Origin of the sequence: Fulvivirga sediminis, from assembly GCF_016757215.1 — a bacterium.
In the GTDB taxonomy this organism is placed as follows: domain Bacteria; phylum Bacteroidota; class Bacteroidia; order Cytophagales; family Cyclobacteriaceae; genus Fulvivirga; species Fulvivirga sediminis.
In genome coordinates this window covers 308,041-320,141 of the sequence record NZ_JAESIY010000007.1, presented here as the reverse complement: position 1 = coordinate 320,141, position 12,101 = coordinate 308,041, and the positions used below count along the sequence as shown (strand labels likewise).

The window sequence follows — 12,101 nt, the reverse complement described above, 5'->3', positions numbered from 1 at the left end:
TTGTAGACATAATGTCTTTAACTTGACGTTGGTATAACTCTTGTTGTTTAAACAGCAAACAATGGAGGATAATATGAAATATGATCATGATATTAACTGGGTGAGAAGGGTTTTGCAGAGTGCGGATATTATGAATACTTTCAATGGCGGAAGTGTATCTCCCCAAGTACAAATAAAGAAAACGAATCATTACAAGCAGATTAATTCCCGAGTTCCTGGTGTTAGCCCGGAGGAACTAAGGGTTGAGGTTATCAATGGACATCTTATCATATATCATAATGTAGTTTTTGATGCCAGCCAAGATGACTTTGTTGTGCCTCACGTAGTAGTTTCACATACTCTTGAGCCTCATATTGATAGAATGGGTATTAATGCTAACTATGAAAATGGAGTTTTGAAAGTGATTTTGCCTTATGATGATTTGCAGACTGATTTTCATCGAAATATAGATATTGATATCAGCATGTAAAACTTTATATATTGAAAAGCCCGGTAAGAATATATTCTTACCGGGCTTTTTTGTTTTTAATACTGTTGGTAAACGTTTGAAGCTAACCTTGGTTATTAATAGAACTCTTTACAACCTAGATGCGACAGTGTTAAGCAACTATAACGGTTATCTCTCAAATTTTTCTTTTTTAATCTACAAGCTCATCCAATTCTTCTTTGCTTAATTTAAAAACGCATATTCGAGCAAATCGTCCCGTCAAATAGGAATGGCCTAATACCACCAGGCCTTCATCTTCTGTTTCAGAAAAGGCTGATACTTCGTAAGTGTTGCCAAAACCCAGATATTTTGTACCCACCAGGACACCATTAGCCGCATCAAAAGCAAGCATCACTATTTGACCATTTTTAGTATTACTAGCAAAAAGGGCAATCTCTTTTCCTTTTATAGAAACGCTTTTTACCGTTACCGGGGCGTTGTTTACCAGCTCAGGAAAGGTGTTTCCCGGCAGATCATCCACAGAGTTTATGCTTAAAGACTGTAGTTCTGTTTTCGGTACAATGTAGTTGTCTCCAGAGTTATAACGACTAAGCGAAAAGGTGTTGTTTGCTAGCTGTTTTACTGAGCTTATGGCTGATTCTCTATGCACACCCTGCAAAACACCTTGTACGGCATTATCTTCTGCCAGGCTAGTAAAGACTAAGGATAGTGTATAATTATAAAATCCATTGAAATAGTAAGTTTGGTTGTTCATTTTTCCAATGGCGTATGGAGGTTTAGAACCCAATCTCTTAAAACCATCCAAGATAGTTCTTGCAGGTTCACCATCTTCAGTAGTGCCAGCTCCAATAGTGAATGAAGCTGATTTGGAGACTTTTCCATCTACTGTCATTTCGGAGCAAACAGTTAACAAATCGCTGTTATTATAGCTCAAAAGTAAGATATTACCGTCGGAAGTGATAGATGTAACTAATGGAGATGTCAAGCCCGTTTCAATTGGATCTGCGACTGTTCCTGTGTTATCCACCATAAAGATAAATGCCCTTAAATCAGCCTCTCGCATAGCTACGAAATAGAAATTACCACTAATCTCCATCAGCTCTCCTACAGGGTGTACAAATTCATTACTTAAATCCTGTTCTTGTTCAAATTTCCCCTTATCATTAACCTTCATTAACCTTACTCCTGCAAAGTAGCTGTCTTTCTTGGTGGCGGCGAGGATGAGGTATCCTCCATCAGTGGTTTGTTTGATGTCGATAGGAATATAGGAAGCTTCATAATCATTATGATCGTATATCTTCAAAAAAGAAGAGGCCGGATCAGCTTCATTATCTCCTATATCGCAACTGCCTATGGTCAGTGATATAAATAAGAGTAAAAGAAGATGTTGTATATTTTTCATCGGTATTATTAAAATCCTTAATAGACAATTAGTTAAATGAATCATAGTTTTTACTTATGAAACGAAGTGGGAATAGCAAGGCAAAGTTCATAGATACATTTCTCAATTCTATATTATCAAGCGCGTCTCCTATGCCTGTCAACTCATTTTTGGAGTAACGGTTTTTTACATTGGTAATGTTATTCATACCATAGCGGTAGGTGGCATCAAAAACCAGTCTTAGATTCCAAAAATCATAACTCACGCCAAGTCCACCAGCTATACCTACTGACGATTTAATGTAGATATCTTTAGCACCTATGGTGGTTTCCTGATTATCAAAGGGACCCTCGGCGCCAGAGGCATTATCTATGCCTGAAGTTGTAAGGTGTTTGTTGGCACCAACAAGAGTGCCATAATAAGCGCCTATTTGAATGAAAGGCCTTATGTTATCTCGTGTAAGATCATATTTAATAAATAGTGGAAATTCTATATAGTCTAATTGATTCTCCTGATCATATTGTATTAGTAGGCTATTGCCATTAGCCCCATTCCATTCATATAGATTAGAATAGGCATATCGCTGTCTTCTATAATTGGGTTGCAAGCTAAAAGAAAAGCCTTTGTGATACAATGTGATCTCTACACCTGCCTGGCCGCTTAGCTGATCCATTCCCATAGAGTTATACTCTTTTTCTGTTCTGGTGGATTTGTAGTTAATAGGGCTAAAAGCGCTGTAATAGGTGGTGGGACTTACTTCAGTTATATTAGCCCCAGCCCGAAAGCCTAACCACCATTGGGTTTTCATGAACTTGTCATTAGGTTGCGGCCTTTTGGTCTGATAGCCGGAGTACATACGGTTTTTCTTCTGTCCGTATGTAAAGCTGTGGCTGCACAGTAAGAACACGCTTACCAAGACTGCTAAAAAATACTTCATTATTGATTGTTTAGTAGAAGTTGTATTATAAAAAATAGTTTTATTGAACGATGATTTTCTTAGTTTCCTGCAGTAAACCAGCCTCTATCTTATAGAAATACATGCCTGGCTCTAAGTCAGCAAGGTTCACTTGAACTTGATGTTCACCCGGGCTTTTCTTTTCCTGAATTACTGTTTTTACTGTTTTTCCTTTGATGTCCATAATCTTAAGGTTTACCATGGCTTCACTATTGATGAAAAACGACATAGTGGTTTGCCCTTTTGTAGGGTTAGGGTAAGCATTACGTAAAGAAAAGCGCTCATTGAAAAAGCCCTCAGTACCAGTAATGGTTTCATCAATCAGGTTTAATGGTTTATAGAAGCCATCTCCATCTTCTTTAGGGCCATCGTAGAAATTAGTATCTGTGTTGCTCCCCATAACGATGCCGTCATTGAGGCCTCCCAGCTGATCCTTTGGTACTTTTAACCAATCATGAAGCAGGTTTGCATATATCTGTCGATAGTCATATTGCATATCTACATTAGAAGGGCTTCCCGTGAGGTCCATATTATGACCAGTAACGCCACCTTTTACATATTTTCCAAATAAAAACATCGGTCCACCTTTACCATGGTCAGTGCCATAACTTCCATTAGATTTTATTCTTCTACCAAATTCAGAAATGGTCATGGTTACAACCCTGTCTTCAATGCCTCTTGCTCTTAAGTCTGCCTGAAAGGCTTGCATGGCGGAGCTTATGTGGTACATCAGTGCCGCATGTAAGCCCATAGTAGCATCATGACTTTCCACCTGATCAGCATGAGTGTCAAAGCCTCCTATTTTTACCATGTAAACTTTAGTTTTAGCACCTCCTGATATAAGCCTACTCACTACTTGTAATTGACCAGAAAGGCCGTTTCTTTGGTAGCTTTTAGGAGCGCTAAAAGGATAGGTCTCCGGGTAAGGGACGCTAGTTGCGGGTGCGTTATTGTATACATTCAGCAATCGTTCGGCATATTGCTCTGTTTTATCTTCCAAACCTAGTATCCACTCCATTTCTTTATAGTATGGAGAATCTTTAAGGTAGGCAGGGGGGAGGCCTCTCGGATCGAGTTCTACGTCGTCAAACCCAACAAGTCCATTGAGTACTTCTACGAAGGCCTCAGGGTTATTAGGTAGTGAAACGGAGGTAGGTATGTTCCCTTTCTGGTGAAAAAGCAAAGATACGTCGCTGCCCAGTTCAATCGCTAGTGGGTCAAGCATGTTGGCATTAGGAAAGTCATCAGGGTACTTCTCAGGAGCGTATTGTTTAGATAGGTATCTGCCTACCCATCCTGAATCTTCATATCTGTCAAAACCAGCTCCCATTAGCCAGATGTCTCTTCCTCTGAAATGAGAGCCATTATTTTTGGGGTATGAAACTCCTTGAACAATATTGATTTTGCCAGTATCGTACATGCTTTTAACGCCTGTCATGTCAGGGTGAAGGCCTACCAGCTTAGATTCATCAGAAAAAGTAGAATCTAAAGGTATATATCTTCTGGCACTATTCTTAGCCGGTATAGCAATATTTGGCCTTAGGTTGTAATACAAGTCATATTGATTTACAGGTATTACGGAGTTCAAACCATCGTTACCACCATGAAGTTGTATAATTACCAGTACTCGATCATTATCATCAAGTTCAGCGGCCCTTAATATTCTGTTTTCTTTTGCCAGGATATGCATAGGGATACTGTTGATGGCAAAAGCCCCTCCGGCAGCTAGAGGTACACTCTTTAAAAAATTTCTTCTTTTCATATTCTGCGATTAGAATAGTTAAAACAATTGATATTCCGGAGACTGAAGCATACTATTAAATAACCTGTTAAGATAGATGGCGGCAGTATCATAATTGTTTGGGTTAGAATATAAGTCCTTCCAAACCAGGTTTTGAGTGTCGGCATCGGTATTATAGTCGCTATACTGAATAAAAGTTTGCAGGAAAAACCTAAGTCTCTCTTTGGTCATGCCCCTGCCAGGTAGATCGTTGTCAAAATCAAGCTCTTGAGCAACAGGCAATAAGTATGGGGCCAGGCTTAAAATGAGTTGCTTGGCATCTTCTCCTTCGGTAGAAAAATTATTCTGTACATAGTCTAGCAGGTTGATCAAGGGAGATTCACCATTATTCGAGGTAAAAAATTTGCTTATAAATTGGTATCTGTATGCTAAGTAATTGGTCGAAATCCAGTTTCTATTAAACACAGGGTATTGGTGGTAGGCACCATACCCAGCTACCTCATAAGGTTCATAGAAATTCATGCCTTGATTTGACAGCTTGGCAATAATTTGACTGTTAATAAATTCATAAAATAGCTCAAGCTCTGTTGTGTAATCAGGGATGGGGGTTTCAAAAAACAGGTGAGCACCGAGTACCAGATCTAAGGGTGATTTTATGATGCCGCCAAATTTATCATCGGTAACATCAGTAGAGGCCTCATAAAAATATTCACTTTTAAAAAGTGCTTCCAGCACAGGTTGAAGCTTATAATTATTGCTAACAAAAACCTGCGCCATATCTTGTATGATAGTGTTATTGATGTCTTCGGTAATATCATAATAAACAAAGAATCTATATATTTTGCGACAGATGTGTTTGGCTGTTTCTTCGTTTTCATAAATCATATCTATCATTCGGCCCACTTCATCAATCATGCTCTTAGGAGAGGGTTGTCCATTTTCTAGCAAGGAAGTGTCCTGATCTATGATCTGACCATTGTAATATTCGCTGAACTCTTTCTCGGAAGATCTAGTAGAATGACTACCAGGGTTTGCCTTGCCTTGAGGCAGACCAGTGTATTGATCTATGGTGCTAAATTCATTATCGAATTTGAAGCCTGTGAGTACCCGGGCAGCTGCTTGTACGTCTTTCTCTTTAAAGGTGAAGTAATCTCCCACTTCATCAGAGGTTTGTTCGTTTGCAATTACTTCCAGCCCTCTGCCTACGGTATAAAGTTCAAACATTTCACGTGCATAATTTTCATTAGGGGCCCCTTTAACATTGAGGTTTCCATCTAAAAATCGCAGGGTAGCATTGTCTAAACAAAACTTTTTGGTAAGCTCCTTAAAGTTTCTAGGAGCAGTTTCTGGTTGACTTATACCTGTATCTTCATCGATAATTTCCACCAGAACATCCTCTTTGTCCAAAGCGAACATTCTAAATAGTGTGTTTTGGAAATATAGAGCACGGCTGCTATTCACCTTTTCTTCCATGGTGGTGAAGTGGGTGTGAAGAAAAAAAGTGATTCTTTCACGAGCTGCATAAGCCATTTTTAGGTTGTCATCTGTAATACCTGTGCTCAACATCTGGCCTATATACCAAGCCTTGAAATAATCTCTTAGCGTTTTGTCGCTACTGTTAGCATCAGTATTTCCTGAAATTACCCATTCAGCATTAGTTTTTAAGTCTAAAGGTAATTCTGGATCCGGCAAATCTGAGTTAAACAAGATGTTAACAGCTTGCTGCGGAGTAAGAGTGGCGAAAAAGTCTACCTGCTTCTTGGTAGCACCAAAAGTAACTCTACGCAGTAAATGAGCGGCCCTGTGTTTACCCAGCGGACTTGTCAATTCATTTAACGGCATGATAAAAAAAGTAAGTTTTAAATTTCAAACTAAATATTAAAAATTGTAAATAGAAATTTTTATCAGATTAAATAACTAAAAAGATCGACCAATGACACTTTTGTCTTTCTAGTATGAGAATGATAAATTTGATTATAACACTCATGTCAAATTATGAAGATTATAGAATGCCCTCGTGATGCAATGCAGGGAATAAAGCACTTTATTCCCACTTCTGATAAAGTAAAATATCTCAATCAATTATTAAAGGTAGGTTTTGATACTCTGGATTTTGGAAGTTTTGTTTCTCCCAAAGCTATTCCTCAGATGAAAGATACGGCAGAGGTAGTGGAGCAATTAGATCTAAGTCAAACCAATACTAAATTGCTGGCCATTGTCGCCAATAAACGAGGAGCTGAAACTGCTCTAGGTTTTGATCAAATTGATTACTTGGGTTTTCCTCTTTCTATTTCAGAAACTTTTCAGAAAAGGAATACTAACAAAACTATTAAAGAGGCGATCACTGTTATAGGTGAAATTCAGGATCTAGTGATTAAGCGAAATAAAGAAACGGTGATATATATATCCATGGGTTTCGGTAATCCTTATGGAGATCCTTATAGCTTGGAAATGGTGGCTGACTTTGTAGATTTGATATATGCTATGGGCATCAACATTATTTCACTTTCTGATACTATTGGTATAGCTACTCCTGATGATATTGATTATTTATTTAAAAACCTTTTGGCACAGTATCCAGAGATAGAGTTTGGAGCCCATCTACATTCCAGGCCAGAGTCATCTAGAGATAAGATCAAAGCAGCTCAACAAGCTGGTTGCCGTCGTTTCGATGGAGCTATAAATGGATTTGGAGGGTGCCCAATGGCAGATGATGAGTTGGTAGGTAACATGGCGACGGAAACTATCATTTCCGAATTAAGGAAACAAAATCCCAATATGGGATTGAAAATTGATGAGTTCGATAAGTCCATGAGTTTAGCAGCACCCATATTTGGATTATAATAGGGTTTTTATATTTTTTTTTAAATCATGCATTGTTTTTGCAAAACCATTTGGAACCATGAAAACTAAAATTGAAATGAAATATTTACTGACATTACTGTTGGCTATAGGTTTTATACCCCTGGCAATGGCTCAAAGTGCGAAAGAATTTACAGAAAAGGGTAAATCTCTTTATGAGAAACGAGAGTACATGCAGGCGGTAATCAGCTTTAATTCTGCTATTGAAAAAGATCCTGACTATTATCAGGCATATTATATGAGAGGTAAGATCAAAGAGGCGTTTGGTGATTTACATGGCGCTATGAAAGATTATAATACTTGCCTGGAAAAATACGACAAGTTCGCAGATGCATATTATTCTAGAGGAAATATAAAATTTAAGTTACAAGATTATTACGGAGCAATCGCAGACTATACTTCAACCATAGAGTTTGATGGAGACAGGTTAGAGGCGTATTACAAAAGAGGGCAGGCAAAGCAACAATTAGAAGCATATCAGGATGCAATTAATGATTGCTCTAAGATCATTGAACTAAATTCAAGGAATGTTGATGCTTATTACTTAAGAGGCATACTTAGACTAGACTTTGGCCAGGTACAGCAAGGCTGTTTGGATTTAAGCAAAGCTGGTGAACTAGGTGATTTAAAGGCTTATGATGTAATTAAGGAAAAGTGTAACACTAAGATATATCAAGAAAATTAAAAATAATTAGTCGGGTTTTTCATGGTTAAGAGGCTCTGAGATTTTTCTCAGGGCTTTTTTCTTTGAAAAACCTTTATCATAATTTCGACCTTTTCATACCTAGCTAATTTAAACAATATAGCCCGTACCTTTCTTCTGCCAGTGGTACACCCATCATTTTAGCCATCTTAAAATCTTCACAGGCTTTATTATTATCTTCTACTATGGTTTCATTAACTCCTCTGTAGTAATAGCTTTTCGCTGCATTAGGATTCATACTGATAACCATGGAATAGCTTTCAATCGCTTCATGGTATAGATTAAGATGTTGCTCGCACCAAGCTTTGCCAAACCATCCTATTTCTGAGGAAGAACTGATGGTTATGAGTTTAGAAAATGCTCTATGTCCAGAGACATATTGCTTTAAATTGTAAGTGTAAATATTGCCTACTTCTTTGTATATGCTGTCTTTGTTGTATCCATTGTTTTCAGCGAGAGATAAGTCTTGAATGGCCTCTTCATATTGTCCCATTTTTTTAAGCGTTATAGCCCGTAAATAGAAAATCTGAGCCATCGTCTGTTCATCTGATGTGTATTCCAATGCTTCATTACAGTATCTCAAAGCCAACGGGTAGTGATTCCAATGATAAAGATATATTTCAGAGAGCTTGCTGCAGGCTTCTGAAGATTTGCTACCTAATGCCCAAATAGCATATTCAAAAGAGTCAATAGCATCATTAAATTGCTTTCGTTGAAAGTACTCCATACCTGCGGCATAGTTTTGTTCAGAAGACAAACGAGAGATGCCTAACAGAAATAGAAATAAGAATACGCTCAACCCCATTAAAATAAATATTGTGATTCTAGTCTGACTATTCTTTTTCTTTTGATTGTTATAAATAGAATGAGGAGGATAAGTAGAATGCTTATTGCTAGAGTAGCTATTTGTGAATATTTCAACAGGTATTAAAGTAAGGTCAAAGGCCTTCTTTTTATGGGGATCTGATAATATGGAATACGCTATATTTATTCTTTTAAACTTCTCTTCATTTGATTTATCATTCATATGCAAATCAGGATGATATTTCTTGGCCAATCTTCTGTAAGTGGCCTTGATCTCATCCTCAGTAGCGGAAGGTGTTAACCCCAGTATGCGATAATAATTTTCAGTATACACTTTTTGTTACTTGATATCTTTTACCTGGCAATGATTTAATAATGCCCTGGAATTCCAGGTTGAGTAATAATGATGACAAGCGATTGATGGAAATATTAGTTCTCCAGCTCAGGTTGTCTATTAATATGGCATTGCTCTCCTTATTCAATTCTGAAATGATTATTTGCTCCTCTTGCGTAAAGTCTTCAAGAGTAATATGACTTTCCTCTGTTAAAGCATCTTTTTCTTCCCAGTTCATAATATATTCAAGATCTGCCAAATTGGTAAGTAGGTGTGCTTTGTTTTGTTTAATAAGATTGTTGCAACCCTCTGAAAATGGATCTGTTACTTTTCCTGGTATAGCGAAGACATCTTTATTGTAACTATTGGCTATGTCTGCTGTGATTAATGCACCTCCCTTTTTAGCAGCTTCAATGATAATGGTAGCATCAGACATGCCAGCGATAATTCGATTGCGTGCCGGAAATTTATGAGGGTCAGGTTTAGTATCTAAAGCGTGCTCTGTAAGCAGACCACCCTCATCTTGCATTTTAAAGGCCGTTTCTTTATGTATGGCCGGATATATAATATTGATACCACTAGCCATTACGCCTATGGTAGGCACCTTGTACTTTAATGAAGATTTGTGCGCTTGGATATCAATTCCATAGGCCAAACCACTTACTACCAGAACCTGATGTTTTGCCAGTTCTTTTACTAAGTCATCAGTGACCTCTTTTCCATAAGAAGTAGCATTTCTTGTGCCTACTATTGATACTACCTTAGAAGTGTTAAGGTTAGCCTTGCCTTTGTAATAGAGTAGTGAGGGAGCGTCGTTAATTTGCCTTAACCTTTTAGGGTACTCCTGATCAGTATGAAGTAAAATTTGAACACCAGCAGCTTCAGAGCGCTTGAGCTCTTCTTCTGCACGTGAAAATGGTTGGTTATTGAGGATGGAGTCCGCTATTACTTTTCCTATGCCTGGAATTTTTAAAAGTTTAGCTTTAGGAAGTTTGAAAACCTGATGGGCTGAGCCTGCATAACTGACTAACTGTTTTATAGAATAACTCCCCAGGCCGGGAATGAAATTTAAAGCCAGCTGTGACAGACGTTCCTGATTCATGTTTTCATTTTATGGTATCTGTTGTTTTAATTCCATCAAAAATTCTTTCACTTTGGTTAAGGAGTCTATCATATCCATTTTGTCTTTTACAGCATCAGAGTCGCTTTTAAGAATGTCCTTTGCTCCCTGAAGAGTAAATCCTCTTTCCTTTACCAGATGATAAATTAGCCTTACATTTTCTATGTCTTCCTTGGTGAATTGCCTGTTGCCTTTTCTGTTCTTCTTAGGTTTGATGATATCAAATTCAGTTTCCCAAAATCGGATTAAAGATGTAGCTACATTAAACATTTGCGCTACTTCACCAATGGCATAGTATTTTTTTTCTATTATTTTTTCTTTGTAAGGCATAGATAGAATTAGTTTTTAATATACTTAATTAAACCACTATCGTCAATTTTTATTTGAGATTCTGGGAAATCTTCTGCGGTAAGCTCCTGTAATTTAAAGATGACACGATTTTGCTCATCAATTGAAGGTCCTCCTGGTGCTTTTTGAATAATAGGAGTGACCTGAGCTTTTAAAAATTTACCCTCAGAGTCTGTGAAAACTTTGACTATAGGAGCCAAACCATTATCGCCTCTTAAGTTAAACCTAGCATAAGTACAAAAATTACCTAAACTGTAAATAATAAAACGTTCATTATACACTTCTACAGCACGGGTTACATGTGGTCCGTGTCCAAAAATAACATCTGCCCCTGCATTGATCATTTCATGAGCAAAAAGGTAAACGTTACCTCTGTTTTCGCCGTAGAAATATTCATTTTTTCTGGTTACATGTTGGTATTTGCTTCCTTCGGCCCCACCATGAAAGCTCACAATGACAATATCGCTGATAGAATCCAGGTGAGCTACTATCTTTTGAGCGGCAGCTATATCATTTATACTCATGGTGCCTGTGTTAGGCGAGAAAGCGGCGAACCCATATTTCATTCCTTCAATCATGAAAGTAGAGTAGGGGCGCACAGTTTGGCCTGCATGGTGAATATTTAGCGAATCCAATATTCGCATAGTGTTTTTCCTTCCAGGTTCTCCAAAATCACCAGCATGATTGTTGGCCGTACTCATTACATCAAAGCCAGCAGTAACCAAGTTTTGAGCTAGATATTCCGGTGAGCGGAAGATATAACAAACTTTAGGGTCTTTACAGTATTTTGGATTTCCTCCTTCATTCAAAATTACTCCTTCCAGGTTTCCGAAAGTGACATCAGCATTCTTTAAAATAGGGTTTACTTCTTTAAGCAAGTCTTTCCCTTCATTGGGAGGGAGGTACCATGTTTCAGGGAAGTTAGTGCCCATCATAATGTCTCCTACACCTATAATGGAAACGGTATCTTTTAATAGCCTGTGAGCCTTTAGTTCTACAGAGTCTTGTACTTCTACTACTGCTACAGTATCAGCTTCAAGAATGGTGGTATCCTGGACGGCTATAGCAGTAGAGTCCATTACAGGGGCCTGTGTTTTTGTGGAGCCCGACTTTTGGGCTACTTTACAACCACTTAAAAAAAAGACAACTAAAAGAAACGATAGAACCGGGTGTAATTTTGCTTTCATATATGAAGCAAAATAAGCTTAATAAAATCAATATGAGAAGGGATTAAGCATCTAAAATCAAAAAAATAATTTACGTTGAAGTTTTTACAGAAGATAATGGAACATAACATGTTGTGTAAGAGAGCTTCAAGTTTTAGTTAACTAAAATCAGGTGGATTTAGGATTATAATATCCTTTCTTAAAAAGAAGGAAGTCAGGTGCTTCTGAGCACCTGACTA

The 12,101-nt window shown here is 37.7% G+C and carries 11 protein-coding genes; 3 read left to right on the top strand and 8 right to left on the bottom strand.

Annotation, left to right across the window (positions count from 1 at the left end; genetic code table 11):
- Positions 1 to 61 precede the first annotated feature (61 nt).
- Positions 62 to 469: an Hsp20/alpha crystallin family protein gene (locus JL102_RS14470; RefSeq protein ID WP_202245125.1), complete on the top strand. Its 408-nt coding sequence runs from the start codon at positions 62 to 64 to the stop codon at positions 467 to 469.
- A 169-nt stretch (positions 470 to 638) separates the two neighbouring features.
- Here JL102_RS14470 and JL102_RS14465 read toward each other — a convergent pair whose 3' ends face one another.
- The 4 genes from JL102_RS14465 to JL102_RS14450 are packed head-to-tail and all read right to left on the bottom strand — an operon-like array spanning position 639 to position 6,367.
- The gene (locus JL102_RS14465) at positions 639 to 1,850 is read right to left on the bottom strand and encodes a hypothetical protein (RefSeq protein ID WP_202245124.1); all 1,212 of its coding nucleotides are present in this window, start codon (positions 1,848 to 1,850) and stop codon (positions 639 to 641) included.
- A gap of 28 nt (positions 1,851 to 1,878) precedes the next feature.
- On the bottom strand, positions 1,879 to 2,766 hold the full coding sequence (locus JL102_RS14460) for a porin family protein (RefSeq protein WP_202245123.1): 888 nt from the start codon (positions 2,764 to 2,766) through the stop codon (positions 1,879 to 1,881).
- A gap of 40 nt (positions 2,767 to 2,806) precedes the next feature.
- On the bottom strand, positions 2,807 to 4,546 hold the full coding sequence (locus JL102_RS14455; RefSeq protein ID WP_202245122.1) for a DUF1501 domain-containing protein: 1,740 nt from the start codon (positions 4,544 to 4,546) through the stop codon (positions 2,807 to 2,809).
- Positions 4,547 to 4,564: 18 nt separating this feature from the next.
- Positions 4,565 to 6,367, bottom strand: coding sequence for a DUF1800 family protein (locus JL102_RS14450; RefSeq protein WP_202245121.1), 1,803 nt, complete (start codon positions 6,365 to 6,367; stop codon positions 4,565 to 4,567).
- Positions 6,368 to 6,520: 153 nt separating this feature from the next.
- Between JL102_RS14450 and JL102_RS14445 the strand changes: the two genes are divergently transcribed.
- The gene (locus tag JL102_RS14445) at positions 6,521 to 7,369 is read left to right on the top strand and encodes a hydroxymethylglutaryl-CoA lyase (RefSeq protein WP_202245120.1); all 849 of its coding nucleotides are present in this window, start codon (positions 6,521 to 6,523) and stop codon (positions 7,367 to 7,369) included.
- Positions 7,370 to 7,427: 58 nt separating this feature from the next.
- Positions 7,428 to 8,072, top strand: a complete 645-nt coding sequence (locus JL102_RS14440) for a tetratricopeptide repeat protein (RefSeq protein ID WP_237390597.1) — start codon at positions 7,428 to 7,430, stop codon at positions 8,070 to 8,072.
- A gap of 103 nt (positions 8,073 to 8,175) precedes the next feature.
- Here JL102_RS14440 and JL102_RS14435 read toward each other — a convergent pair whose 3' ends face one another.
- Genes JL102_RS14435 through JL102_RS14420 form a run of 4 tightly spaced genes read right to left on the bottom strand, consistent with a single transcriptional unit; the run spans position 8,176 to position 11,883 of the window.
- Positions 8,176 to 9,228 carry a J domain-containing protein gene (locus tag JL102_RS14435; RefSeq protein WP_202245119.1) on the bottom strand — a complete coding sequence of 351 codons (1,053 nt, stop codon included), beginning with the start codon at positions 9,226 to 9,228 and terminating at the stop codon, positions 8,176 to 8,178.
- Positions 9,218 to 10,330: a DNA-processing protein DprA gene (dprA, locus tag JL102_RS14430; protein ID WP_202245118.1), complete on the bottom strand. Its 1,113-nt coding sequence runs from the start codon at positions 10,328 to 10,330 to the stop codon at positions 9,218 to 9,220. The genes JL102_RS14435 and dprA overlap by 11 nt, the downstream gene beginning before the upstream one ends.
- 9 nt (positions 10,331 to 10,339) lie before the next feature.
- Positions 10,340 to 10,678: a MerR family transcriptional regulator gene (locus JL102_RS14425; RefSeq protein WP_202245117.1), complete on the bottom strand. Its 339-nt coding sequence runs from the start codon at positions 10,676 to 10,678 to the stop codon at positions 10,340 to 10,342.
- Between the two features lie 8 nt (positions 10,679 to 10,686).
- Positions 10,687 to 11,883 (bottom strand): CapA family protein, encoded by a 1,197-nt coding sequence (locus JL102_RS14420; protein WP_237390596.1) that lies wholly within the window; start codon positions 11,881 to 11,883, stop codon positions 10,687 to 10,689.
- Between the last annotated feature and the right edge of the window lie 218 nt (positions 11,884 to 12,101).

Coding starts and splice junctions, on each gene's coding strand:
- JL102_RS14420 (WP_237390596.1), bottom strand. CDS start 11,883: ATGAAAGCAAAATTACACCCGGTTCTATCGTTTCTTTTAGTTGTCTTT.
- JL102_RS14470 (WP_202245125.1), top strand. CDS start 62: ATGGAGGATAATATGAAATATGATCATGATATTAACTGGGTGAGAAGG.
- JL102_RS14450 (WP_202245121.1), bottom strand. CDS start 6,367: ATGCCGTTAAATGAATTGACAAGTCCGCTGGGTAAACACAGGGCCGCT.
- JL102_RS14445 (WP_202245120.1), top strand. CDS start 6,521: ATGAAGATTATAGAATGCCCTCGTGATGCAATGCAGGGAATAAAGCAC.
- JL102_RS14455 (WP_202245122.1), bottom strand. CDS start 4,546: ATGAAAAGAAGAAATTTTTTAAAGAGTGTACCTCTAGCTGCCGGAGGG.
- JL102_RS14440 (WP_237390597.1), top strand. CDS start 7,428: ATGAAAACTAAAATTGAAATGAAATATTTACTGACATTACTGTTGGCT.
- JL102_RS14460 (WP_202245123.1), bottom strand. CDS start 2,766: ATGAAGTATTTTTTAGCAGTCTTGGTAAGCGTGTTCTTACTGTGCAGC.
- dprA (WP_202245118.1), bottom strand. CDS start 10,330: ATGAATCAGGAACGTCTGTCACAGCTGGCTTTAAATTTCATTCCCGGC.
- JL102_RS14465 (WP_202245124.1), bottom strand. CDS start 1,850: ATGAAAAATATACAACATCTTCTTTTACTCTTATTTATATCACTGACC.
- JL102_RS14425 (WP_202245117.1), bottom strand. CDS start 10,678: ATGCCTTACAAAGAAAAAATAATAGAAAAAAAATACTATGCCATTGGT.